Raw genomic sequence first — 22,650 nt, 5'->3', positions numbered from 1 at the left:
ATGACAAAGGTCTCCATCGAGGGCGAAGCCTTCCTGATCGACGGAACGCCCACCCACGCGGGGCAATCCTGGAAGGGCCACAGGGTCGAGGGCCTGCTCTTCAACAATCGGGCCGTCCAGGCGCTTTTCGACGACGAGAACCCCGAGACCGCGCAGCAATGGGCCTATCCCGATACCGGCACCTGGGATCCGGAGCGCAACCTCGCCGAGTTCTGCGCCGCCCTGCCCGAATGGAAGGCCTATGGCTGCGATGCGGTGACGATCAACCTGCAGGGCGGGATGCCGATCACCCGAACTGAAACCGTCCAGCCCTGGCTCAACACCGCCTTCGCGCCTGACGGATCGCTCAAACCCGCCTACACCGATCGCCTGCACCGCCTGCTGGCGGCCGCCGACGCGGCAGGCGTCGTGGTCATCGTCGGCTACTACTACTTCGGGCAGGACAAGTATCTGACCGACGAGGCGGCGGTGAAGGCCGGAGTCATCGCCGCGACCGACTGGCTCCTCGACAGCGGGTTCGAGAACCTGCTGATCGAGATCAACAACGAATGCGACATCCCCCACTACCGCCACGCGATCCTCGGGCCCGACAGGGTGCAAGAGCTGATCGCGCTGGCCAAATCCAGGATGACGGCCGACCGCGCCATCCCGACCGCGACCTCCTTTGCCGGCGGGGCCTATCACATGGGCTTCTGGGATGACGGGCACCGCGACATGTCAGACCTCGGCGCACTCGAAAGAGGCATTCCGACCGATACGGTGCTCGAAGTGTCGGATTTCGCCCTCGTGCACACCAACGAGATGAACATGGCCAACACGCGCGAGGTCGTCCACCGGACCCGTGACCGCGCTGCCTTCCGCGCCGCACCAATGCCCCTGGTGATCAACGAAGACTCAGTCTGCGTGACCAACCTCTTCGCCGCGGCCGAAGTCTATGCGCCGTGGGGCTACTACGACCAGGGCGAGAACAACTATAGCGACGGCTATCAGTCGGTTCCGGTCAACTGGTCCATCAACACGCCCAACAAACGCGCCTTCTTCGATGCCGTGGCCGAGGTCACGGGGCGAAACGAGAGGACGGACAGCTAAATGGCCAGCATCACGCTCGACAACGTCAGGAAATCCTACGGCGCGCTGGAGGTCGTCCACGGCCTCAGCCTCGACATCGCGGAGGGGGAGTTCACCGTCCTCGTCGGCCCCTCGGGCTGCGGGAAGTCGACGCTCCTGCGGATGATCGCGGGGCTCGAGGACATCACCGACGGGACCGTCCGGGTGGGCGATACGGTGGTCAACGACCTGCCGCCGCGCAAGCGCGACATCGCCATGGTCTTCCAGTCCTACGCGCTCTACCCGCACAAGAGCGTGCGCAAGAACATGGCCTTCTCGCTCGAGATGGCCGGGGCACCGAAGACCGAGATCGCCGAAAAGGTCGCCCGCGCGGCCGAGATCCTCGACCTCACTCCGCTCCTCGACCGCAAGCCCGCCGCGCTCTCGGGCGGGCAGCGGCAGCGCGTCGCTATGGGCCGCGCAATCGTGCGCAGCCCGAAGCTGTTTCTTTTCGACGAGCCGCTCTCGAACCTCGACGCCAAGCTGCGCGTACAGATGCGTGCGGAGATCAAGGAACTGCACCAGCGGCTTCGCACCACGACCGTCTACGTCACCCACGACCAGGTTGAGGCGATGACCATGGCCGACCGCATCGTGGTAATGAACGCGGGCAACATCGAGCAAATCGGCGCGCCGATGGAGCTTTACGACGACCCGCAGTCACGCTTCGTGGCCGAGTTCATCGGCTCGCCCGCGATGAACATCCTCGACGGCACGTTCCATCCCGGCGGCCGCTTCGTGCTGCCCGATGGCGGCGAGATCGCCCTGGGCGGCGCGGCACCCGCCGTCGATAGCCCGCGGAAGGCCGGGCTGGGCGTGCGGCCCGAGAACCTGTCGCACGAGCCGGGAGGCATCGTCCTCGGCACCGCACGGGTCCGGGTAGTCGAGCCGATGGGGTCGGAGACGCTGATGACCGTCACGGTTGGTGGCCGCTCCCTCCTCGTCCTCGACCGGACACGCCGGCCTGTGGCGGTGGGCGACGCGCTGCCGGTCCATGCGGCCCCGGGTGACCTCTTCTTCTTCGATGGCAAGACCGATCGACGGATATGACGACGACGGACGGTTCATGGACGCGGCGGATGGGGACACCCCTGCAGCTGACCCTTTCGTCGGCGTCACGCGGCACCCCGGCGCAGGCCTTGCGCAGACGGCGGAGTACCGCGTCCGACGACCCTAGCCGCCCGAGCCCCCTGCGATCCGGGCGAACCATTGGCCCGACCGTTTCACGGTGCGGGTCTGCGTGTCGTAGTCAACATGCACGATCCCGAACCGCATCCGGTAGCCCTCGGCCCATTCGTAGTTGTCCATGAGCGACCAGGCGAAATAGCCCCGGAGCGGGATACCCGCGTCGGCGGCATCGGCCAGTACCTCCAGATGGGCGGCGATATAGTCGATGCGCGGCTGATCCTCGACCGTACCGTCCGCCCCCGGCCCCATGTTGTAGCAGGCCCCGTTCTCGGTGACGTAGCAGGGCGGCAGGTCGTAGCGGGCGTAGACCTGATGCAGCAGGTGGCCGATGCCTTCGGGCACGATCTCCCAGCCGATGTCGGTACGGAGATCGCTGTCGGAACTCGGGATAGAGGTCAGTTGCAGGAACGCCGCCGCCGCGTCGCGGTCGCTCTCGTAGGCACCCATCGCGCCTACACCGGTCAGCCCGCCGGCCTCGGCCGTTGAGGGCGCGTGCTTCACGGTCGCCGGGAAGTAGTAGTTGAATCCCCACCAATCGAGCGGCTGATGGATCACCTCCAGATCCCCGTCATGCAGTTGCAACCTGTCGCCGAGCGCCGCCATAACCTGATCAGGGTAGGAGCCCCGGAAGATCGGATCGAAGAACACGCCATTGTTGAACTGGAACGCGCGTTCGGCGGCGGCGGCGTCATCTGCGCTGTCGGTTGCAGGATAGATCGACTGCGCGTTCAGAACGGTTCCCATCGGAAGGTCCGATCGTTCAGCCCGCGCCGCCTGCACGCCGAGCCCATGGGCAAGGTTCGTCACATGCACGGCCGCCAGCGCCGCGTCGATGCTGCGCTCGCCGGGCGCGTGCTTGCCGATCCAGTGACCGAGATAGGTCGAGCACCAGGGTTCGTTGAAGGTGGCCAGCGCGTCGATCCTATCGCCCAAGCGGCGAACGACATGGGTGGTGTAGTCCGCGAAGGCGTCGGCCGTATCCCGGTCCGTCCAGCCACCGTAGCCGGCAAGCGCCAGAGGCAGGTCCCAATGATAAAGTGTCGGGAAGACCCCGATCCCCCGCGCGACAAGCCCGTCGATCAACCGATCGTAGAAGTCGAGCCCCGCCACGTTCACCGCGCCGCGTCCCTGCGGCAAGATGCGGGGCCAGGCGATCGAGAAGCGATAGGCCCCGACGCCAAGCTCCGCGATCAGGTCGAGGTCGGCCTCCCAGCGGTTGTAGTGGTCACAGGCGACATCGCCGTTGTGCCCGCGATAGACCCGGCCCGGCATGTTCGCGAAGGCATCCCAGACTGAAGGTCCGCGCCCGTCGGTCCGCGTCGCGCCCTCGATCTGATAGGCGGCGGTCGCGACTCCCCAGGTGAAATCCGGGGCAAACCGCGCGGCGAGCGCCTTGGCATCCTGTGTCATCTCGATCCTCTTGCCTTACCTGCGCCGGCCCTCGGTCCATCCTGTTTCGGGAAGAAGGACCACCAGGTCAACAGAGGCCCGTGCCGCCCGGCCGACAGGTGCCGAAGCGGACGCGATCCGCTGTGCCGGAAAAAATTCGGCATCGTTTCGAATGCGTCCTTTCGAGGGGGGCTGACGATGCGGATCAGGCGGGTAGATCGGCCTAACCCGTTTTTTCGAACCGACTTCAGCGTCGCCGCGGCTTGCGGTTTCTGCGCTCGGCTCACCCCATGTAGTTGTTGGGCGAAAGCGCGTTGGCCAGGAAGCGCAGGTTGTCGCGCAGGGCCTCCCGCGTGACAGGACCGCCGAGGCCGACGCGCAGCTGCTCTGCGGGCGCGCCCAGCACGGTAAAGGCATCCGACGGCATCAATCCGATGCGACGATGGGCCATGCGCGCGACGACATCGGCACGGCCCAGACCTTCCGGAAGGTCAAGCCAGATGTTGAAGGCGTTCTCCGCCGAGCAGTAACGCAGGTGGCCCAGCACCTCCGTCGCGATCGCCTGACGCGCCGCGCTTTCGGCCCGGATAAACCGACGTATGCCATCCGCCGTACCGTCCTCGATCCATTGGGTGACGAGCGCCATCGACAGCGGCGACGGCATGACCGCGAGAGCCCGGATCGACTGTGCGAGGTGATAGGCGCAACGCGGCGTCGGCGCGATCGTGAACGCCAGGCGAAGTCCGGCCCCGATGCACTTGGCAAGCCCGCCGATGTGCCAGGTCAGCTCGGGTGCCGAGAGCGCGATGGGGGCAGGCGACTTGGCCGGGATGAAACCGTAGGCGTCATCCTCGATCAGCGTGAGGTCGTGACGCTGAAGCACCTGGGCCAGCGCCAGCCGGCGTCCTTCGGGGATCGTCAGCGTCGTCGGGTTATGCAGTGTCGGATTCAGATAGAGCGCCTTGGGGGCGTGCGCGCGGATGGCCGTGTCCAGCGCCTCGGGCACGACGCCGTCCGCATCCATCTCCACCCCGACGAGCTTGAGCCCCAGCCGTCCGGCGACGTTGCGAAATCCCGGATAGGTCACCGCCTCGCACAGGATCCGTTCGCCCGGGCGAGCGATGAGCGACAGGATCGCCGTCATGGTTGCATGGGCCCCCGGCGTCACCGCCACCCGCTCGAGCGCCGGAACCATGCCGCGCATGCTGAGCCAGCTCGACGCGGCGACGCGGTCGCGTTCGGAACCGACGGCGGACTGGTAGCGAAGCAAATCGATCAGGTTCGCCGAGACGTAGCCGAGCCCCTCCTGCATCCGGCGACAGAGGTCCGGATCCTCCGGCTCGGGCGGCATATTCATGGCCAGATCGACCTCACCGGCCCGCAACGGGTCGGGGCGATCGGTCACGACATGCTTCTTGACGAAGGTGCCTCGCCCGACGTGGCTTTCGATATGGCCGCGCGACTGCGCTTCGGCATAGGCGCGGGAGACGGTCGTGAAGTCGATTCCCAGGGTCGCGGCCAGTCGCCGCTGCGGCGGCAGCCGCATACCATCGCTCAAACGGCCGCCGCGGATGTCGGCGGCGATGGCATCCGCGATCGCCTGGTAGCGCGGCTTGCCGCGTTCGAGCATAGCGGGAACCCAATCGATCATCTCTTTTCCCTTTCCGTTCACGTCATCCGGGGGAGCGATTCGTGAAATTGAATGGGTTATTGTATGCTTTTTCAAACTACAACGGTCCAGTCCTGGATCGTTGCTTCAGACTGCATTCCGAAAGATCCGATATATTAAACATGGGTGCCCATGAAACAGGCAGATGTACCCGCGAGCAAGAAACCTTGAAGTCTTTATTGTATGCATATTGGACTGCTTATTGATCCAATCAATACGAACAAGCCAATCCCGTCTCCATCAACATCAAGGAGGCAAGGATGCCCGAAGTCACCACGAAGGCGCATCAGGACGGGGATTTCTTCGTCGACTACGAGGAAAAGGTCTTTGAAGACGTCAAGGCAGACGAGGGCGAGAAGGCGCTGGTCACCTTCCACACGGTCGCGTTCGAAGGCTCGATCGGCCTCGTCAACATCCTCAACGCGATCCGCCTCAACCGCAAAGGCTACGAGACGTCGATCCTGCTCTACGGACCGGGCGTGACACTGGGGCTTCAGCGCGGGTTTCCGACCCTGGGCGACGAGGCCTTTCCCGGGCATCAGAACTTCGCGGTGAACCTCAAGAAGTTCATGGGCGAAGGCGGGAAGGTCTATGCCTGCCGCTTCGCGCTTCAGGCGCTCTATGGCCACGGCGAGCCATCGCTGCTGCCGGGGATCACCCCGATCGCGCCGCAGGACGTGCTGGACTGCGTTCTGCTCCACAAGAAGGCGAACGCGGTGATCCTCGACACCTGGACCGTCTGAGCCCCTGCCCCGGGGGTCGTCCCCTCCCCCGGGGTTCCGGGCCGCCGTTCGGGCGGCCCGCCCCTTCCCGAGCAGAGGCAACGCCATGCGCACCGACACCATCCGCGCCGCCGCCGTTCAGATCGCGCCCGACCTCACAGGCCGGGCCGGCACGATCGAGCGCGTGCTCAACGCGATCGCCGAAGCCGCCGACAAGGGCGCGCAGTTCATCGTCTTCCCCGAGACCTTCGTTCCCTACTACCCCTATTTCAGCTTCGTCCTTCCACCCGTCCGGCAGGGTGCCCCGCACCTTGACCTGATGCGCGAGGCCGTCGTCGTGCCCTCGCCCGAGACGGAGGCCGTGGCCGATGCGGCGCGCAAGCGCGGCGTGGTCGTCGTGCTCGGCGTGAACGAACGCGATCACGGCTCGCTCTACAATGCGCAGCTGATCTTCGATGCCGACGGCACGCTGGCCCTGAAGCGCCGCAAGATCACGCCGACCTACCACGAGCGCATGGTCTGGGGGCAAGGCGACGGCGCGGGCCTGAAGGTCATCGACACGAAGGTCGGGCGCGTCGGGGCCCTCGCCTGCTGGGAACACTATAACCCGCTCGCGCGCTACGCGCTGATGACGCAGCACGAGGAGATCCACGCCGGCCACTATCCGGGCTCCCTCGTCGGCGACATCTTCCGCGACCAGATCGAGGTGACGATGCGCCATCACGCCCTCGAGTCGGGCTGCTTCGTCGTGAACGCGACCGGCTGGCTGACCGAGGAGCAGATCGCGCAGATCCATCCCGATCCGTCGCTGCAGACGGCCATGCGCAGCGGCTGCATGACCTGCATCGTCTCACCCGAGGGCCGACACCTCGCCGAGCCGCTTACCGAGGGCGAGGGCATCCTGATCGCCGACCTCGACATGGCGCTCGTCGCCAAGCGCAAGCGCATGATGGACAGCGTCGGGCACTACGCCCGGCCAGAACTTCTCTCGCTCAACCACGACGCCCGTCCGGCCCCGACGCGGCATGTGACGGACGCCGTTCCCGACCCGCAGGAGGACTGCCAGGATGCTTGAAGACGCCGATCTCATCACCGAACTGCAGACGCACGGGATGCGCATGGTCGACCCCAGCGCCGGTCACGAAAGCCGGCGGGGCGGGGCCGGCCCCTCGGACCACAAGGCAATCACGATCGGCGAACGCACCGTGATGATCCCGGTTCATACCGCCCCAAGCTTCGACAGCCCCTATCTTGCGGACGCCCCCGACGCGACCGGCGCGGCACGGGTGACCCGGGACGGTGTCGCGGTCGCCACGGTGCGCTTTCCGACGCGCGCGAAGTTCTATGCACTCAAGACGGTTGACGGCATCCCCTACAGCCACATCGCTACGCTGCATTCGAAGGACGTGCTGGCGACGACCGTGCTGCAGACCTGTATCCGCTACGAGAGCCGCAAGAAGACCTGCCAGTTTTGCTCCATCGGTCAGAGCCTCGCGGCGGGACGCACGATCGCCCACAAGACGCCGCAGCAACTGGCCGAGGTCGCGAAGGCCGCGGTCGAGCTTGATGGCGTGACGCATATGGTGCTCACGACCGGTACGCCCGCGGGCAAGGACAGGGGGGCAAAGGTGCTCTGCGAGAGCGCCGAGGCGATCAAAGCGGCCGTCGACCTGCCGTTGCAGGGCCAGTGCGAACCGCCCGAGGACGATCTCTGGCATCAGCGCATGTTCGACGCCGGCATCGACACGCTCGGGATGCACCTGGAAGCCGTCACACCGGAGGTGCGCAGGCGCATCATGCCCGGCAAGGCGAGCGTGCCGCTGGAAAAATATTTCTCCAGCTTCGAGGCCGCGGTAAAGGTCTTCGGGCGCGGTCAGGTCTCGACCTATATCCTCGCGGGCCTCGGCGATACGCGGGAGGCCATCCTCGAGACGGGGCAGAAACTCTGCACGATGGGCGTCTATCCCTTCGTCGTGCCCTTTGTCCCGATCTCGGGCACACCCCTCGAAAGCCATCCCGCGCCCACGTCCGACTTCATGGCGTCGGTTCTCCGCCCCCTCGGCCAGATGATCGCGCGGGCCGGCATCCGCTCGGCGGACATGAAGGCGGGATGCGGCAAGTGCGGGGCCTGCTCGGCCCTGTCGAGCTACGAGAAGCTGCGGGTGCCGCGCCGGCAGGAAGCCCCGGCATGATCGAGGTCGAACACCGCCAGTTCAACTGCCCCGGGTACTATGTCCGCGCCGCCTCGACCCGGTTCGAGGCCGAGGGCGCGGCCCGCCTCCGCCATCGGGTCTTCGTGCGCGAACAAGGGATCTTTCCCCGCGACGACCGTGATGACATCGACCTGATCGCGACCCATCTCGTGGCCCTCTCGACCTATGCCCACGAAGCGGACGAGGTGGTCGGGACTGTACGCCTCCACGAGGAGACCCCGCGTCTCTGGTGGGGGTCGCGGCTGGCGGTCGACAGCGACTTCCGCGCCGTGGGACGGCTCGGGGCCGAACTGATCCGCCTCGCCGTCTGTTCGGCCAATGCCCGCGGCTGCGACCGGTTCCTCGCCCATGTGCAGATGCAAAACGTGCCGCTCTTCCGTCGCCTGCACTGGCGGCCGCTGGAGACGGTGACGATCCACGGTACCGAACACATGAGGATGGAGGCTGCCCTCGACCGGTATCCGCCCTGCGCCGACCCAGTGGCGGGTTGGTATCTTCGTCCCCGTCTCCGCGCGCCGCAGCGATGAGCGAGCCATCGCCCGCCGAACTCGCGGCACGGCTGCGCGCCCACCCGTCGATCCGCTCGAAGCTGGGCATCGCCCCGGCGACCCGGGTTCTCGGCCTCACCGCGCAGAGCCTAGGCCGTCCCGGGGACGACGCCGCCGCGCTGCCCCGTCCGGGCGGCTATGACCTGCTGGCGGGCGAGGGGTTCATCCCCGCGTTTCTCGAAGACGATCCCTGGTTCGCGGGCTGGTGCGGCGTCATGGTCAACCTCTCGGACATCGCCGCCATGGGCGGGCGGGCGACCGCCGTCGTCGACCAGGTCTGGGCACCTCGCGCCGAAACGGTCGCGCCGCTCCTGCGCGGGCTCCGCGACGCGTCCTCGGCCTACGGCGTGCCGCTGGTCGGCGGACACACCAACCTCGCCGCCCCGGCGCTCGGCCTTGCCGTCTCGGCGCTCGGCACGGCGCGCGCTCTCATCACGAGCTTCGACGCGATCCCCGGCGATCTCCTGATCGCGGCGGTCGATCCGCGCGGCAGCTATCGCAACTTCGACAATTTCTGCGCCGCGCTCGACGCACCGCCCGAGCGCCTGCGCTCCGATCTCGACCTGCTGCCCGCGCTCGCCGAGGCGGGGCTCGTGACCGCGGGGAAGGACATCAGCCAGGGCGGCATCGTCGGCACGGCGCTCATGCTGGCGGAATGCTCCGGCGTGGGCATCGACATCGACCTGCCCGCCGTGACCCCGCCCCCCGGCATCCCGCGTGAGCGCTGGCTGCGCAGCTTTCCCAACTTCGGCTTCCTTCTGTCCGTCGCGCCGGAGCACGCAAATGCCGTCTGTGCCCGCTTCTGCGATCGCGACATCGACGCCTGCGCCGTCGGTCGCATCACCGACCGATCCGCCGTGACCCTGAGCGACGGCACGGGCACCGCCGTCTTCTGGGACCATGCGGCGACCCCCTATCTCGATCTCGGAGTCTGTCATGCCTGAAACGTTCTGGACCGTCCGATGGCCCGACGGCACCGAAGAGAAGCTCTATTCCCCTTCGAGCGTCGTGGCCGAGCTTTTCGAGGCCGGCGCGCGCTACCCCGTCCCGGAATTCCTCGACCGGTCGCGCGTCGCCATGGAGCGGGCGTCGAACCGGGTGGAGCGGAAGTTCGGCTTCGCCTGCACCTCCGCCATGGCGCAACTGGATCGCATCGAGGCGAAGGTACGGACCTTTCCGCACCGGGACGGTGCCGAAGTCACCTGCATACGAATTTCCCAATGAAGAGGCACACCATGAAGGACACCCAGACACCCCATGTGCCGGTCGCGATCGTCGGCGGCGGACAGGCCGGGCTTTCGACGGCCTACTGCCTCAGGCAGAAGGGGATCGACAGCATCGTCTTCGAACGGCACGAGAAGTTCCACTCCTGGCGCAACAACCGATGGGACAGCTTCTGCCTCGTCACCCCGAACTGGCAGTGCCGTTTGCCGGACTTCCACTACGGGCGCGACTACGGCGGCACCGACCCCGACGGCTTCATGCTGAAGGACGAGATCACCGCCTATGTCGATGCCTTCGCCGAGAAGACGCGCCCCGATCTGCTAGAGCATGTGGATGTCACCCGAGTGACACCCGATGGCGACGGCTTCACGGTCGAGACCTCGATCGGCACCTGGACCTGCGATCAGGTCGTGATCGCGACCGGCGGCTACGACACGCCGATCGAGCCGTCCTACGCCGCGAAGCTCTCGCCCGATATCTTCCAGATGCACTCGGTCGACTATCGCAACGTCGGACAGTTTCCAGAGGGTGGCGTCCTCATCGTCGGGACGGGGCAATCGGGCGTGCAGCTCATGGAGGATTTCACCCGGGCCGGCCGCGACGTGCATCTCGCCGTCGGCCCCGCGCCGCGCAGCCCGCGCAGGTACCGCGGGCGGGACGCGACCGACTGGCTCCACGACGCCGGGCACTACGAGATCACGATCGCGGAGCACCCCGACCCGGTGAAGGCTCTGACACAGACGAACCATTACATGTCCGGCCGGGACGGCGGAAAGGAGATCGACCTGCGCCGTGCCTGCGTCGAGGACAGTGTCGAACTCTATGGCTCGCTGGCCGACATGGACGGAACAACGGCCCGCTTCCTGCCCGATCTCCGGCAGAACCTCGACGATGCCGACCGCTCCTACCTCGGGATCCGCAGGCAGATCGACGCCTTCATCGCGCAACAGGGAATCGACGCGCCCGAAGAGCCGCCCTTCGCGAAGGTCTGGGAACCGGCAGAGGAGCGCACCGAGGTCGACCTTGCCGCTGCCGGCATCACCTCTGTCCTCTGGGCCATCGGATTCCGGCCCGATTATTCCTGGATCGACGCCGATGTCTTCGACGCCCGCGGCAAGCCGGTCTTCGACCGGGGCGTGACGGCGCAACCGGGGCTTCATTTCATCGGCCTGGGCTGGCTCAACACCTGGGGATCGGGCCGCTTCCTCGGCATCGAGGAAGACAGCCGCTATCTGGCCGACCGGATCGCGGAGCAGCTGGCGGCGGCCGTGCCGCAGGCCTGCCATGCTTGACGCCGAGATCCCGGCCCTGTCGCGCAGCTCCGTCACGCGGCAGGTGCTGGGGATGCAGCAACTCGCGCCGAACGGGGTATCCGAGCACTGGCTCCTGGGCACGTGCGGCGACATTCACTGGCACCTCGTCGCCGACGCGCTCGGGCAGGACAGCCTCAATTTCCGCGCCGCCGATGGCCGTCCGCTCTATGCCGCCTTCCGCGCGACGCGGCTCGAGCAGGCCCGCACCGGCCCGCTTCTGGGCGAAGACCTCCGCATCCACTCCGGGATCGCCGCGGCAGGTCTATCGCAGATCGGATCGCAGCACATCCTGCGCCGTCACGGGCGGAAGATCGGCACGCTCCTTATGCTCTCGACCTTCGTGACGCACGACGAGACAGGCTCGAACCGACGGATCGTCCGCGCCCGGCCCGCCCGTCCCTGCCGCCTGCCCGAAGCCGGACCGGAATTGATCGCCCTCGAACGGCGGGCGCGCGACATCTCCCGGAGGTTCCGGACCCGACGCATGCCATTGGACCGGGCAAAACGGATCGAGCCGAGTTACACGCTCGATTTCAACGCCGTCGGCCTGCTGTATTTTCCGAGCTTCAGCCGGATCGCGGAGAGTACGGCGGCGACGCGGCGACCGATCCGTCGACGCGAGATGATCTACATGGGCAATGTGGACCCGGGCGAAGCAGTGCATGTTCGACGGTCCGGGGCAGAGGTGCTGATCGCCCGCACGGACGGCCGGATCATCGCCATATCCGTCGAAGACCGCCTCCGGGCCGCCTAGTGCGTCCAGGCACCGCGCCGGTTGGTCGCGAAGTTCTCGCCGTAGCCGCCCGCGCGCAGGTTGGCCTTGCGAGCCTGTGGGCGAAGCACGACGTACTCGATCCCCTTGTCGCGCGCATAGTCCTCCGCTTCCTTCCGGCTCTCGAACTGAAGCTGAACCTGCGCCTGCGTATCGCGGGAGCCCGTCCAGCCCGTCAGCGGGTCGATCTGGCGCGGCGTCTCGGGCACGAAATCGAGCACCCAGTCGCGGGTCTTGGCCGTCCCCGAGGACATGGCCGTCTTGGCCGGTTTGTAGATACGCGCGCGCATGAAGCCTCCGGTGATCGTCGCCCTCCTCATAGCGCCATGCCAGCCCCCCGTTCAAGCGCGCCGAACGTCGCGGACGGCAACCCGAAAGGGCGGGCCGTGTTAGAAGTGGAGCTGGACCGGAAAGATGGCAGCGGGGGAGACGTCGCCCGGATGTGGCTGCCGTCGGATCCCGAGGGAGCGAGGGGTGGGTGGGTATCAGGATCCGAAAGCAGCCACGCTGCTGCATGGAGTCTCACCCTACGCCTAAAACGTTAGTTGAGCAATATAAATGCTTGTTAAAGTTGTACGGATGACAGGAGGTGCCCCGGATGGGGTTGTGGGTGCGCGCGCGGGCCATAGATAATCGGGCGATCCCGGATCCGACGAGGCCCGCATGGCGCACAATACCACCAACGAGCCGAAGGGTGACGTGCTGACCCTGCCCGAGCGCGACGCCGATATGCAGAACCGCGCTCCGGCCGCGCGGCCCAAGCTCGAGGGCGGCATCCGGCTCAGGATGGATACGACCTTCGATCCCGCAGGCGACCAGCCGACGGCCATCGCCGAGTTGTCGCAGGGCCTCGTCGATGGCGAGCAGGATCAGGTGCTGCTGGGTGCGACGGGCACCGGCAAGACCTTCACCATGGCCAAGGTCATCGAGGAGACGCAGCGCCCCGCGATCATCCTCGCGCCGAACAAGACGCTCGCCGCGCAGCTTTACGGCGAGATGAAGGGCTTCTTCCCCGACAACGCCGTCGAATACTTCGTCAGCTACTACGACTACTATCAGCCCGAGGCCTACGTGCCCCGGTCGGACACCTTCATCGAGAAGGAAAGCCAGATCAACGAGCAGATCGACCGGATGCGCCACTCGGCCACCCGCGCCCTGCTGGAACGCGACGACGTGATCATCGTCGCCTCCGTCTCCTGCATCTACGGCATCGGCTCGGTCGAGACCTACTCGGCCATGACGCAGGATCTCTTCGCCGGGCAGGAGTACGACCAGCGCAAGGTCATGGCCGACCTCGTCGCGCAGCAGTACCGCCGCAACGATGCCGCCTTCCAGCGCGGCTCCTTTCGGGTGCGGGGCGACTCGCTGGAGATCTGGCCCGCGCACCTCGAGGACGCGGCCTGGCGGCTCAGCTTCTTCGGAGAGGAGCTGGAGAGCATCGTGGAGTTCGACCCGCTGACCGGCGCGAAGTCGCGTGAGATGGACAAGATCCGCATCTACGCAAACAGCCACTACGTCACTCCGCGTCCGACGATGCAGAGCGCGATCCGCAACATCAAATCCGAGTTGGCCGTGCGCCTGAAGCAGCTGCAGGACGAGGGAAAACTGCTGGAGGCGCAGCGGCTGGAGCAGCGCACGAACTTCGACCTCGAGATGCTGGAGGCCACGGGCGTCTGCAACGGGATCGAGAACTACTCCCGCTACCTGACCGGCCGCGCCCCCGGCGAGCCGCCCCCCACGCTCTTCGAATACATTCCCGACAACGCCATCGTCTTTGCCGACGAGAGCCACGTCAGCGTGCCGCAGATCGGCGGCATGTACCGGGGCGACTACAGGCGCAAGTTCACGCTGGCCGAACACGGCTTCCGCCTGCCCAGCTGCATGGACAACCGCCCGCTGAAGTTCGAGGAATGGGACGCCATGCGCCCCCAGTCGGTCTTCGTCTCCGCCACTCCCGCCGCGTGGGAGTTGGAGCAGACCGGCGGCGTCTTCACCGAGCAGGTCATCCGCCCCACCGGCCTTCTGGACCCCGAGGTCGAGATCCGCCCCGTCGGCACGCAGGTCGACGACCTCCTCGACGAGATCCGGAAGGTCACGGCGAACGGCTACCGCACGCTCTGCACGACCCTGACCAAGCGCATGGCCGAGGACCTGACCGAATACCTGCACGAGCAGGGCATCAAGGTCCGCTACATGCACTCCGACATCGACACGATCGAGCGCATCGAGATCCTGCGCGACCTCCGGCTCGGGGCCTTCGACGTGCTCATCGGCATCAACCTCCTGCGCGAGGGGCTCGACATCCCCGAGTGTGGCCTGGTGGCGATCCTCGATGCCGACAAGGAGGGGTTCCTGCGCTCCGAGACCTCGCTGGTGCAGACCATCGGTCGCGCCGCGCGCAACGCCGACGGCCGGGTCATCATGTATGCCGACAAGATCACCGGCTCCATGGAGCGCGCGATGGCCGAGACGGACCGCCGCCGCGCCCGCCAGATCGCCTACAACGAGGAACACGGCATCACGCCCGCGACCGTCAAGAAGAACGTCGAGGACATCCTGGCCGGTCTCTACGAGGGCGACGTCGACATGAACCGCGTGACGGCCAAGGTCGATGCGCCGATGCAGGGGGCGAACCTGCAGGCCTACCTCGAGGGGCTGCGCGAACAGATGCGCAAGGCCGCCGAGAACCTCGAGTTCGAGGAGGCCGCGCGGCTCCGGGATGAAGTCAAACGCCTCGAACAGGTGGACCTCGTCGTCTCCGACGACCCGCTGGCCCGGCAGTCGGCGGTGGAGCAGGCGGTGGAAGACGCGCGGAAGGCCGAGGGGCGCAGCACGGCGGGTCGGCCGGGTCAGCGCGGGGGGAACGTGAAGCGGCGGAAGAAGCGGTGAACAGCTGGAGCAAATGTCCATACCTGGGAAAGTGCTTCCCGAACCAAAAGATGACGGCAGACCACTTAATCCCCAGGAGTCTAGGCGGGCCGGACTACGCATTGATCCGCGCATCAAAGAAAGCAAACTCGATTATCGGAAGTCGAGTTGAAGGACGCTTAGCCAAGGATCCAAGTATTCAGCTTGCAAGAATTCGGAACAACGCACGCGGAGCAAGTGGAAAAAAACCTTTCTCAATATTTCGAAACGCAATCCGGGCCGAAGACTATCCGAAGATCGCGAACGGTAATACCGAGGCGATCGATAAGTTCACCGTCCACAACTACGGTTCTTTTGGGATCGCTGTACAAAATCAAAGATCCAGAGCCTGGCTAACTCGCTCAGAGTGCTACCAGTCGGCGTGGCTTACGACTGATTTCAGGCTCGACTATGAAGCAAGGGCCGCATTCCTCGCCAAAATCGCGCTTGCACTCCCGGTATATCTATTGCTCCTAGATATATCTGAAACCCAGCCGACGAAAATACTTCATAGGATGCTTTTTGGCAATTTTTCCTTAAGACCGGCAGCAAAAGAGACCAGAGTCAGATTTAGCCATCCATGGCTGGGCGAAAGAGACGAGATCGATCCACACGGTGAAGACAAGATTTCACGCTTCATCCCAAATAAAAAATATCCGTCTGCGCTCATATCCGAAGGGCGGAAGAAGACTGTTCTCGGGTGCAGAGTACTAGGCGAGTACATTGGCACTCTGACTTGGCAGCCAAAGAGGCCTCCGACAAAAGAGCAAGCCTATCGGGTCGATTTCATGGACGTCAGTCCGGAGATTGTCTTTTTACAGGATTGCCCATTGCAATAACAAAGAAGGGACTGGGTATCACCATACCCACCACAGTGTTCACCTACCCTCCGTCCCCGGTGCCCCCTCACCGTTCCGCGCAAATGCCCCATCACCCAGCAGCCATAGCAGTTGCCCTGCTGCGGTTCGCCCACCTTGCCACCAACCCGACACGCGTCCATCGTGTGGGCATAAATCGCTTCAAAACTCTTCAGCGCAGCGAAAGGCACCGCCAGCATCGGAGGGTTCCCGGCGCAGCGCGCAAAGCCCTCACCCCACCGGCCATTCTCCGCCGATGCCCGCCGCTCCGCCCAAACCATTTGCCACGCCCAAACCGCCCTGCTCCGCTCCGGCCATTGCCGCGATAGGAGATTTCAGACCATGTCCACGATCCGTCCCGTGCGGGCCCATGTGAAGGCCAAGGAGGTCAGCTGGGGCCTCGTGCACCCCTACCCCGAGGACGACGGCAACACCTACAAGGTGCCGATGTACGAAATGGAGGTTTCGGGCACGGGTGCGGGCGGCAATGCGATCTCGCAGTCCTTCGAGGTGATCCGCTTCGGCGTGAAGCGCGCGAGCGCAAACGACGCGCCGTCCGTCGTCGGCCTGAAGGACAAGCAAAGCCACACCCTCAAGCGCGTGGGCTACATGGGCGGCAGCTGGCAGCTCTACGGCAACTTCCTGATCCACGACGGCGCGAACGATCCGCAGTCCAGCACCTGGGGGCAGATCGGCTGCATCGAGGTCACGGGCAAGACCGGCGGCACCGACAACTGGGCCGTCTTCGAGGCGCTGCTCCTGCGGATTTCAGGGGCCCGCAACGCCGCCGATCTCGGCGCATCGAAGCAATTCACCATCGACCTCGACGCCGTGGTGCAGCGCCCGCCGCTGCTGAAGCACCCCTAGACGCGCGACAGCGCCCGCACCAAGGCGACCACGACCGCCGCGCCGACGACACCGACGAGAGCCACGAGGAAGAGACCGCCGGCCGCCAGCACCGTGACGCCGAGCGCCATGAGAAGGAACGGCGTCGCGATCGCCGCGACCAGACCGATTGCCGCATAGACAGACGCGCGTCTCCCGCTCAGCTTGCCGATCAGCGCCCCGATGCCCGCCCCCGCGAGCGCGCGGACGACAAGCGCCGCGACACCGATCCCCTGTGCAACCTCTTCCATGATCCGATCTCCGTTTCCGTTCGGGTCAGAGCCTAGCGCATTTCGCCGCGGGGCAACGCCTGTCGCGCGGCCGCCGCGTCAGGGTCGCTCCTCGATCTGCACGTCGACATCGAGCTCGGGCTGGATGATCTCGATGATCTCCTTGGCCCAGTCGCCGATGATCGGGATGAAGTCGATCTGGCTGAGCGACCAGACGGTGATCGAGAGGAACACCGTGGCACCGAGAACGCCGCCGAGACCGAAGGCGATCCCGCGGTAGAGCTGAAACATTACGAGACGCGGGATCGAGTTGTGGACCTTGATGAAGCGGTGGTTGTTCAGCCGGGCCACCTCACGCCGCAGATGGGCGATCTCGTCACGAACACTGTTCTCATCCATGACCCCACCCTAAGCCGAGCGGGCAAGACCCTACAAGACGCCGCGCAGGGCCTGATAGGCCGCGGCGGTGGCAGTATTTGCCAGATTGAGCGAGCGGATGTGCGGGGAACGCATCGGCAACTTGACGAGCCGTTCCGCGCGCCCGTCGAGTTCGGCCGGGCCAAGGCCCACGGTCTCCTGCCCGAAGACGAGATGGAAGTCGGGGCGGAACTCCACATCGTAGACCGAGCGCGCGCCGAACTCCTCGAAAAGGTAGAGCGCGGCGGGGTCGGGCGCGCGGCGGGCGAGGAAGTCGTCCCAGCCGTCATATTCGTGCAGGCGCACGTGCTTCCAGTAGTCGAGCCCCGCGCGCCGCACGTTGCGGTCGGTGATCTCGAAGCCGTAGGGCTTCACGAGGCAGAGGTCGAGATCGAGCGCCACGCAGGTGCGCCCGACCGAGCCGGTGTTGCCGGCGATCTCGGGCCGGACGAGTACGATGGCGGGCCTCACTGGTGGACGAGCGCCCACCGCTCGATCAGGTCGAATTGCAGCGATCGCGCGCGACGGCCCCAGGCCCGCCCGCCCTCGGGACGTTCCCGCTGCGCCACCGAGAGGCCGTTGCGCCGGTCGGTATCGGCGACGAAGATCGCAAAGGCGAGGCTGCGCCCGGAGCGCGCGTTGAAGTAGCCGCCGAGGCCCGACACGAAGTTGAGCGTGCCGGTCTTGGCCTGCACCGCCTGGCGCGGCGGCCCTTCGAGCGTCAGCTCCTTCAGGAGCGGACGCAGCCGTGCTTCGGCCCCGTTCGCCGTCAACAGTCGCACCATGTCGGAGGCGGAGATGCGGGAGGTGCCGTTCAGCCCCGAATGATCGTCGAAATCGGGGCGCCGTGTCCCCGTGCGCTGGTTAACCCAGGACGACATCACGTCGGCCGATGCGCCGAGCGAGCGCGGCACGCCCGACAGGCGGCTGGTCGCGGCGAGGCCGAGCACTTCTGCTACGAGGTTGGTCGAAAATTTCAGCATCGAGGCGACGACCCGGTCGAGCGTCGCGCTCTGCGAGACGGCGATCGTCGTACCCTGCCCGCGCCCGCGGCGGGCGGCTGGCGCGGTGATGCCGTTCGAGCGCAGCATCGTGCGCAGGACGTCGCCTGCGTAGAGATCGGGATTGCGCACCGGCAGCCAGCGCGACCCGGAGCCACCGAGTTGACCGCGCGCGACCGTCCAGGTGTCGACGTCGCCATCGCGGGCGTAGGTATAGACCGGCAACGACCGGTCGGCGATGCGCATCCGTGCGGTCGCCACCGCGGGGCGGAAGCGTTCCGTGCGCGCGTCCATCGCCGTCTGGTAGCCGTTGCCGCCACGACTCCAGCTGAAATGCACGCGGTTGAAATTGAGGTTCAGCCCGCCGACCGCAGGATTGTAGCCGACGTGTTCGGGCTGCGTCCGGTCGATGCGCTCGACCGCGGGGAAGAGCGAGCCGTCGACCAGAAGCTGCCCGCCGACCTCCCGCAGACCGGCCGCCTTGGCCTGCGCCGCCAGATCGTGAAGCCCGTCGGAATCGAGCGCCGGATCGCCGCCGCCCACCAGGACGAGGTCGCCTTCAAGCCGGCCGTTGCGGATCGGCCCCGTGGCGACGAGACGCGTCTGGAAGCGGTAGCCCGCGCCGAGCGTTTCAAGCGCGTAGAGCCCTGTGACCGCCTTCGCCACCGAGGCGGGCGGCAGCGGACGAACGGGGTTGTAGGTCTCGAGCACCTCGCCCGTGCGTGCGTCGGCGAGGACGAAACCGACGCGCCCGCCGAGGCCCGCCTCCTCCACCAGCCGATTGGCGGCGGGCGCGGCGCGGATCTCGGCATCGGCCGGTTTGAAGCTCGGCCGCGCCGAGGTCTCGGGCGGGTTGGCACAGGCCGGCAACGCCGCGGTGGTCATCGCCCCGGTCAGGAAAAAACGTCTACGCATCGAAAACTCGGCCCCTTTGCAGTCGCATCTTGATGCAATGGCACCGGTGCGATGTGAACCCCGGATCGCGTCTGGCGGGCATCAGAAACCGGTGATACCGCTGCCGCCATGACACGCGAAATGCTGGGATCCGTCGCGCTGATGTTCGTGGCGATGTCGCTGATCCCGCTCGGGGATACGGCCGGCAAACTCTTGACCGGATCGCACGGAGCCTCGCCCTTCTTCGTCGCCTTCAGCCGCTTCGCCGTCGGCGCGGCGATGATCGCGCTTATTCTGGGTGGCCGCGTGGCCTGGCCGCTCTATCGCGACTGGCGCGTCTGGCTGCGCGCGGCGCTCATCGCGGCGGGCATCGCCTCGATCCTGACCGCGCTCCGCACCGAGGACATCGCCACCGTCTTCGGGGCCTTCTTCATCGGTCCGATCTTCAGCTACGTGCTGTCGATCTGGTTGCTCGGCGAGCGGGTGACACCCGGTCAGACGGCGCTGCTGCTCCTCGGGTTCTGCGGTGTGCTGCTCGTGGTGCGGCCGGGGTTCGGCATGACCCCGGGCCTCGGCTTCGCGGTGCTGGCCGGGCTTTTCTACGGGGCGTTCCTGACGGCCTCCCGCTGGCTTTCCGACATCGCGGCCCCGCGGCAACTCATGCTGTCGCAGACGGTACTGGGCACGCTCCTTTTGGCTCCGGTGGGTCTCGTGGAGGTGCCGGAGTTCACCTCCGAGATCGGCTGGCTCGTCCTTGTATCCGGGGTGGCCTCGGCCTCCGGCAATCTGCTTCTCGTCCTTGCCTACCGCCGAACGGGAGCGACGGTGCTGGCCCCCTTCGTCTACTTCCAGCTCATCTCTGCCACGGTCCTCGGCTGGACGGTCTTCGGCACCTTTCCAGACGCGCTCGCCCTCGCCGGTCTGGTCCTGCTGGTCGGGGCGGGCTTCGGGACGGTGCTGTTGCGGCGGTAGCGTCCTGAAACGTCGCTAACCCCAACCCCCATCCGCCCGGATCGCCGTCGACGACGCAGCGTGCATCGGTACGTTGAGGAACGTCCACGCCGGAGTCGCCCGGCGGCCCAAACCCTGAGCCGAGGCGGGCGGCACGCGCGCGGCGGCGTAGATCGTCGCGGCAACGGACGTGCGCGCGGCGATGCGGTCGCCCGGCCGCGCCAGAACGGCGACGGGCATTGTGGCCATGATCTCCCGCCAGTCCTGCCAGAGGTGAAACTGCGCCAGGTTGTCCGCGCCCATCAGCCAGACGAAACGCAAGCCCGGATAGCGCGCCCGAAGCGATGCGATCGTGCGGGCGGTATAGCGGGTGCCGAGGTGGGCCTCGATGTCGGTCACGGTCACGCGGGGATGTTGCATGACCTCCTTCGCCCGCGCCATCCGCTCCACGAGCGGGGCCGGACCGCGGGTCTTCAGCGGGTTTCCCGGGCTCACGAGCCACCAGACCCGGTCCAGCCCCAGCCGCTTCAGTGCCTCGCGCGTGATATGCACGTGGCCCGCATGGGCCGGGTCGAAGGACCCGCCGAGCAGGCCGATGACCTGCCCGGGGCGCGCAAAGGGAAACCCGTGTCTCATCCCCGCATGAACACCGCGCCCCACTCTCCGCGCAAGGCGATTGCGCGCACCCGGCCTGTGGCGCTAGACCTGAACCCCGTTCAGGAGGAGCCGCCCCATGTCCACCGCCGACCGCCGCGCCACGCTGCGCGAGACATTGATCAAGCTTGCCCGTGCCCGCATCGCGGCCGAGGGGACGAGTGCGCTCAAGGCCCGGGACCTGGCGAAGGCGGCGGGGTGCTCCGTCGGCTCCATCTACAACGTCTTCGGCGACATGCACGACCTCGTCATGGCCGTGAACGGTCAGACCTTCGCCGCGCTTGGAAGCCATGTGACCGAAGCCGTCACCGCCGCCGAAACCGGCGATCCGACGGCGCGCATGGTGGTGATGGCCGAAGCCTATCTCGACTACGCGGCACAGCATCCGCTCCTCTGGCGGGCGCTCTTCGACGTGCCGATCACCGCCGAGAGCGACCTGCCCGAGTGGTATCTGGCCGCGCTCGATGACCTTCTGGCGATCATCGACACGCCCCTGCGGGAGGTGTTCCCCGATCTGCCGGACGCCGAGATCCGCCTGCGCACCCGCGCGCTCTTCTCGGCCGTTCACGGGATCGTCCTCCTAGGCATAGAGGATCGCATCTCCGGCGTGCCCGACGACAGCCTGTCGGACATGATCCGTTTCATCCTGTCTTCCGCCACTGGACGTAACGTCATCTGAACGGCGTTCAATTTATGTGTTGAACGTCGTTCATACTCTTGGCATATGCACTTCATGAACAACGTTCACGGAGGTGAAGAGATGCTCAGAACCCTGACCACACTCATTCGCGGCCAGGCCGCGGCGCAGGAGGAGGGCCTGCGGGACCGCCATGCCATCCTGCTGATCGATCAGAAAATCCGGGAGGCCGAGGCCCAGATGAAGGCCGCCAAGGCCACGCTGGCCGCGATGATCCAGCGCGAGCGGGCCGAACGGCGGCAACTCGACCAGGTGGAGGCCCGCGCCTGCGACCTGCTCGGCCGGGCCCGCGAGGCCCTGCACGGCGGGCGCGACGACCTGGCCGCCGAAGCCGCCGAAGCCGTCGCGCAGCTGGAAAACGAGGCCCGCGTCCGCCGCGAGGCCCTGGGCCGGGCAGAGACAAGCGATGCTGGTGAAAAACTCTGGCCTTGATTGGGGTGTGATCGGCTGATTCAATCGTGCCATATGGCATGGGGGGCGGGCGATGATGGGACGGTTGGAAGCGCAGGAGAACCTGTTTTATCGGTTCCGGATCGAGGATCATGTTCCGCAGGATCACCTGCTGCGCCGGATCGACTGGCTGTTGGACTTCGACGCGATCCGTCACGAGCTGGCCGCGCTCTACAGCCATACTGGACGGCCTTCCGTCGACCCCGAGCTGATGCTGCGCATGCTGCTGGTCGGGTATCTCTACGGCATTCGGTCGGAACGGCGGCTGGTCGAGGAAGTACATCTCAACTTGGCGTACAGGTGGTTTTGCAAGTTGGGTCTGGAGGGCCGCGTGCCGGACCGCTCGACCTTCTCAAAGAACCGGCATGGCCGCTTCGCCGATGGCGATGTGCTGCGCTGCCTGTTCGAAAGCGTGGTCGAGAAGTGCATCGGTTTCGGCATGGTTGGCGGCACCGATGCGGCCGTCGATGGCAGCACCATCGAGGCGGACGCGAACAAAATGCGCAAGGACACGCCGCAGGAGATCAAAGACCTCTGGTCGCGCAAGGAACAGGTTCAGCGC

25 protein-coding genes are annotated in these 22,650 nt (G+C 66.3%); 17 read left to right on the top strand and 8 right to left on the bottom strand.

Annotated features, from left to right (window positions below; translation table 11 throughout):
• Together HSX43_RS00125 and HSX43_RS00120 are read left to right on the top strand one after the other, a co-directional pair.
• Positions 1-1,089, top strand: a complete 1,089-nt coding sequence (locus HSX43_RS00125) for a hypothetical protein (RefSeq protein WP_179378057.1) — start codon at positions 1-3, stop codon at positions 1,087-1,089.
• Positions 1,090-2,157, top strand: a complete 1,068-nt coding sequence (locus HSX43_RS00120; RefSeq protein WP_179378056.1) for an ABC transporter ATP-binding protein — start codon at positions 1,090-1,092, stop codon at positions 2,155-2,157.
• Between the two features lie 123 nt (positions 2,158-2,280).
• On the opposite strand, the gene HSX43_RS00115 is transcribed toward HSX43_RS00120, so the two are convergent.
• Both HSX43_RS00115 and HSX43_RS00110 read right to left on the bottom strand, forming a co-directional pair.
• Entirely contained in the window at positions 2,281-3,705 is a 1,425-nt protein-coding gene (locus HSX43_RS00115) for a family 1 glycosylhydrolase (protein WP_179378055.1), read from the bottom strand.
• Between the two features lie 262 nt (positions 3,706-3,967).
• Complete coding sequence (locus tag HSX43_RS00110; protein ID WP_179378054.1) at positions 3,968-5,335, bottom strand: aminotransferase-like domain-containing protein; 1,368 nt, start codon at positions 5,333-5,335, stop codon at positions 3,968-3,970.
• Positions 5,336-5,613: 278 nt separating this feature from the next.
• Here HSX43_RS00110 and HSX43_RS00105 point away from each other — a divergent pair, with 278 nt between their 5' ends.
• The 8 genes from HSX43_RS00105 (at position 5,614) to HSX43_RS00070 (ending at position 12,127) form a co-directional block, all read left to right on the top strand.
• Complete coding sequence (locus HSX43_RS00105) at positions 5,614-6,096, top strand: MSMEG_0572/Sll0783 family nitrogen starvation response protein (protein WP_179378053.1); 483 nt, start codon at positions 5,614-5,616, stop codon at positions 6,094-6,096.
• A gap of 85 nt (positions 6,097-6,181) precedes the next feature.
• Positions 6,182-7,150 (top strand): Nit6803 family nitrilase, encoded by a 969-nt coding sequence (locus HSX43_RS00100; RefSeq protein ID WP_179378052.1) that lies wholly within the window; start codon positions 6,182-6,184, stop codon positions 7,148-7,150.
• Positions 7,143-8,267 carry an MSMEG_0568 family radical SAM protein gene (locus HSX43_RS00095; protein ID WP_179378051.1) on the top strand — a complete coding sequence of 375 codons (1,125 nt, stop codon included), beginning with the start codon at positions 7,143-7,145 and terminating at the stop codon, positions 8,265-8,267. Before HSX43_RS00100 ends, HSX43_RS00095 begins: the two co-directional genes overlap by 8 nt.
• On the top strand, positions 8,264-8,815 hold the full coding sequence (locus HSX43_RS00090) for an MSMEG_0567/Sll0786 family nitrogen starvation N-acetyltransferase (RefSeq protein WP_179378050.1): 552 nt from the start codon (positions 8,264-8,266) through the stop codon (positions 8,813-8,815). The genes HSX43_RS00095 and HSX43_RS00090 overlap by 4 nt, the downstream gene beginning before the upstream one ends.
• The gene (locus tag HSX43_RS00085; protein WP_179378049.1) at positions 8,812-9,780 is read left to right on the top strand and encodes a sll0787 family AIR synthase-like protein; all 969 of its coding nucleotides are present in this window, start codon (positions 8,812-8,814) and stop codon (positions 9,778-9,780) included. The genes HSX43_RS00090 and HSX43_RS00085 overlap by 4 nt, the downstream gene beginning before the upstream one ends.
• Positions 9,773-10,060, top strand: a complete 288-nt coding sequence (locus HSX43_RS00080) for an MSMEG_0570 family nitrogen starvation response protein (RefSeq protein WP_179378048.1) — start codon at positions 9,773-9,775, stop codon at positions 10,058-10,060. Before HSX43_RS00085 ends, HSX43_RS00080 begins: the two co-directional genes overlap by 8 nt.
• An 11-nt stretch (positions 10,061-10,071) precedes the next feature.
• Complete coding sequence (locus HSX43_RS00075) at positions 10,072-11,352, top strand: MSMEG_0569 family flavin-dependent oxidoreductase (RefSeq protein WP_179378047.1); 1,281 nt, start codon at positions 10,072-10,074, stop codon at positions 11,350-11,352.
• Positions 11,345-12,127, top strand: a complete 783-nt coding sequence (locus HSX43_RS00070; RefSeq protein ID WP_179378046.1) for a Pnap_2097 family protein — start codon at positions 11,345-11,347, stop codon at positions 12,125-12,127. The genes HSX43_RS00075 and HSX43_RS00070 overlap by 8 nt, the downstream gene beginning before the upstream one ends.
• Here the strand turns inward: HSX43_RS00070 and HSX43_RS00065 are convergent.
• On the bottom strand, positions 12,124-12,435 hold the full coding sequence (locus HSX43_RS00065; protein ID WP_179378045.1) for an ETC complex I subunit: 312 nt from the start codon (positions 12,433-12,435) through the stop codon (positions 12,124-12,126). The two genes, HSX43_RS00070 and HSX43_RS00065, sit on opposite strands and share 4 nt — an antisense overlap.
• Positions 12,436-12,874: 439 nt before the next feature.
• Here HSX43_RS00065 and uvrB point away from each other — a divergent pair, with 439 nt between their 5' ends.
• From uvrB to HSX43_RS00050, 3 genes are all read left to right on the top strand, one after another.
• A complete protein-coding gene (gene uvrB / locus HSX43_RS00060; RefSeq protein ID WP_268884016.1) occupies positions 12,875-15,034 on the top strand; it encodes an excinuclease ABC subunit UvrB in 2,160 nt (719 codons plus the stop codon).
• A 50-nt stretch (positions 15,035-15,084) separates the two neighbouring features.
• On the top strand, positions 15,085-15,891 hold the full coding sequence (locus HSX43_RS00055; RefSeq protein WP_179378043.1) for a hypothetical protein: 807 nt from the start codon (positions 15,085-15,087) through the stop codon (positions 15,889-15,891).
• A gap of 360 nt (positions 15,892-16,251) precedes the next feature.
• Complete coding sequence (locus HSX43_RS00050) at positions 16,252-16,776, top strand: hypothetical protein (RefSeq protein ID WP_179378042.1); 525 nt, start codon at positions 16,252-16,254, stop codon at positions 16,774-16,776.
• On the opposite strand, the gene HSX43_RS00045 is transcribed toward HSX43_RS00050, so the two are convergent.
• The 4 genes from HSX43_RS00045 to dacB form a co-directional block, all read right to left on the bottom strand.
• On the bottom strand, positions 16,773-17,045 hold the full coding sequence (locus HSX43_RS00045) for a GlsB/YeaQ/YmgE family stress response membrane protein (RefSeq protein ID WP_179378041.1): 273 nt from the start codon (positions 17,043-17,045) through the stop codon (positions 16,773-16,775). The two genes, HSX43_RS00050 and HSX43_RS00045, sit on opposite strands and share 4 nt — an antisense overlap.
• Before the next feature lie 78 nt (positions 17,046-17,123).
• The gene (locus HSX43_RS00040; RefSeq protein ID WP_179378040.1) at positions 17,124-17,423 is read right to left on the bottom strand and encodes a DUF5665 domain-containing protein; all 300 of its coding nucleotides are present in this window, start codon (positions 17,421-17,423) and stop codon (positions 17,124-17,126) included.
• Between the two features lie 30 nt (positions 17,424-17,453).
• Entirely contained in the window at positions 17,454-17,912 is a 459-nt protein-coding gene (locus HSX43_RS00035) for a tRNA (cytidine(34)-2'-O)-methyltransferase (protein ID WP_179378039.1), read from the bottom strand.
• Complete coding sequence (gene dacB, locus HSX43_RS00030) at positions 17,909-19,357, bottom strand: D-alanyl-D-alanine carboxypeptidase/D-alanyl-D-alanine endopeptidase (protein ID WP_179378038.1); 1,449 nt, start codon at positions 19,355-19,357, stop codon at positions 17,909-17,911. The genes HSX43_RS00035 and dacB overlap by 4 nt, the downstream gene beginning before the upstream one ends.
• A 108-nt stretch (positions 19,358-19,465) precedes the next feature.
• On the opposite strand from dacB, the gene HSX43_RS00025 reads away from it, so the two are divergent.
• On the top strand, positions 19,466-20,308 hold the full coding sequence (locus tag HSX43_RS00025; RefSeq protein WP_235962429.1) for a DMT family transporter: 843 nt from the start codon (positions 19,466-19,468) through the stop codon (positions 20,306-20,308).
• A gap of 15 nt (positions 20,309-20,323) precedes the next feature.
• On the opposite strand, the gene HSX43_RS00020 is transcribed toward HSX43_RS00025, so the two are convergent.
• Positions 20,324-20,923, bottom strand: a complete 600-nt coding sequence (locus HSX43_RS00020; protein ID WP_179378037.1) for a nicotinate-nucleotide adenylyltransferase — start codon at positions 20,921-20,923, stop codon at positions 20,324-20,326.
• 97 nt (positions 20,924-21,020) lie between these two features.
• On the opposite strand from HSX43_RS00020, the gene HSX43_RS00015 reads away from it, so the two are divergent.
• The 3 genes from HSX43_RS00015 to HSX43_RS00005 all read left to right on the top strand — a co-directional run.
• The gene (locus tag HSX43_RS00015; RefSeq protein ID WP_179378036.1) at positions 21,021-21,620 is read left to right on the top strand and encodes a TetR/AcrR family transcriptional regulator; all 600 of its coding nucleotides are present in this window, start codon (positions 21,021-21,023) and stop codon (positions 21,618-21,620) included.
• A 54-nt stretch (positions 21,621-21,674) separates the two neighbouring features.
• Positions 21,675-22,070, top strand: coding sequence for a PspA/IM30 family protein (locus HSX43_RS00010; RefSeq protein ID WP_179378035.1), 396 nt, complete (start codon positions 21,675-21,677; stop codon positions 22,068-22,070).
• A gap of 52 nt (positions 22,071-22,122) precedes the next feature.
• Positions 22,123-22,650 (top strand): transposase (locus tag HSX43_RS00005; RefSeq protein WP_179378034.1); only part of this gene is annotated, 528 nt, incomplete at its 3' end.

The sequence above is a fragment of the Jannaschia marina genome (assembly GCF_013404595.1).
Classification (GTDB): domain Bacteria; phylum Pseudomonadota; class Alphaproteobacteria; order Rhodobacterales; family Rhodobacteraceae; genus Jannaschia; species Jannaschia marina.
The sequence above is the reverse complement of the archived record's forward strand: the minus strand, read 5'-3'. Positions and strand labels throughout refer to the sequence as shown.

Coding starts and splice junctions, on each gene's coding strand:
- HSX43_RS00105 (WP_179378053.1), top strand. CDS start 5,614: ATGCCCGAAGTCACCACGAAGGCGCATCAGGACGGGGATTTCTTCGTC.
- HSX43_RS00070 (WP_179378046.1), top strand. CDS start 11,345: ATGCTTGACGCCGAGATCCCGGCCCTGTCGCGCAGCTCCGTCACGCGG.
- HSX43_RS00095 (WP_179378051.1), top strand. CDS start 7,143: ATGCTTGAAGACGCCGATCTCATCACCGAACTGCAGACGCACGGGATG.
- HSX43_RS00080 (WP_179378048.1), top strand. CDS start 9,773: ATGCCTGAAACGTTCTGGACCGTCCGATGGCCCGACGGCACCGAAGAG.
- HSX43_RS00045 (WP_179378041.1), bottom strand. CDS start 17,045: ATGGAAGAGGTTGCACAGGGGATCGGTGTCGCGGCGCTTGTCGTCCGC.
- HSX43_RS00065 (WP_179378045.1), bottom strand. CDS start 12,435: ATGCGCGCGCGTATCTACAAACCGGCCAAGACGGCCATGTCCTCGGGG.
- HSX43_RS00055 (WP_179378043.1), top strand. CDS start 15,085: ATGACGGCAGACCACTTAATCCCCAGGAGTCTAGGCGGGCCGGACTAC.
- HSX43_RS00075 (WP_179378047.1), top strand. CDS start 10,072: ATGAAGGACACCCAGACACCCCATGTGCCGGTCGCGATCGTCGGCGGC.
- HSX43_RS00010 (WP_179378035.1), top strand. CDS start 21,675: ATGAACAACGTTCACGGAGGTGAAGAGATGCTCAGAACCCTGACCACA.
- dacB (WP_179378038.1), bottom strand. CDS start 19,357: ATGCGTAGACGTTTTTTCCTGACCGGGGCGATGACCACCGCGGCGTTG.
- HSX43_RS00125 (WP_179378057.1), top strand. CDS start 1: ATGACAAAGGTCTCCATCGAGGGCGAAGCCTTCCTGATCGACGGAACG.
- HSX43_RS00090 (WP_179378050.1), top strand. CDS start 8,264: ATGATCGAGGTCGAACACCGCCAGTTCAACTGCCCCGGGTACTATGTC.
- HSX43_RS00120 (WP_179378056.1), top strand. CDS start 1,090: ATGGCCAGCATCACGCTCGACAACGTCAGGAAATCCTACGGCGCGCTG.
- HSX43_RS00100 (WP_179378052.1), top strand. CDS start 6,182: ATGCGCACCGACACCATCCGCGCCGCCGCCGTTCAGATCGCGCCCGAC.
- HSX43_RS00020 (WP_179378037.1), bottom strand. CDS start 20,923: ATGAGACACGGGTTTCCCTTTGCGCGCCCCGGGCAGGTCATCGGCCTG.
- HSX43_RS00115 (WP_179378055.1), bottom strand. CDS start 3,705: ATGACACAGGATGCCAAGGCGCTCGCCGCGCGGTTTGCCCCGGATTTC.
- uvrB (WP_268884016.1), top strand. CDS start 12,875: ATGCAGAACCGCGCTCCGGCCGCGCGGCCCAAGCTCGAGGGCGGCATC.
- HSX43_RS00015 (WP_179378036.1), top strand. CDS start 21,021: ATGTCCACCGCCGACCGCCGCGCCACGCTGCGCGAGACATTGATCAAG.
- HSX43_RS00110 (WP_179378054.1), bottom strand. CDS start 5,335: ATGATCGATTGGGTTCCCGCTATGCTCGAACGCGGCAAGCCGCGCTAC.
- HSX43_RS00085 (WP_179378049.1), top strand. CDS start 8,812: ATGAGCGAGCCATCGCCCGCCGAACTCGCGGCACGGCTGCGCGCCCAC.
- HSX43_RS00050 (WP_179378042.1), top strand. CDS start 16,252: ATGTCCACGATCCGTCCCGTGCGGGCCCATGTGAAGGCCAAGGAGGTC.
- HSX43_RS00025 (WP_235962429.1), top strand. CDS start 19,466: ATGACACGCGAAATGCTGGGATCCGTCGCGCTGATGTTCGTGGCGATG.
- HSX43_RS00040 (WP_179378040.1), bottom strand. CDS start 17,423: ATGGATGAGAACAGTGTTCGTGACGAGATCGCCCATCTGCGGCGTGAG.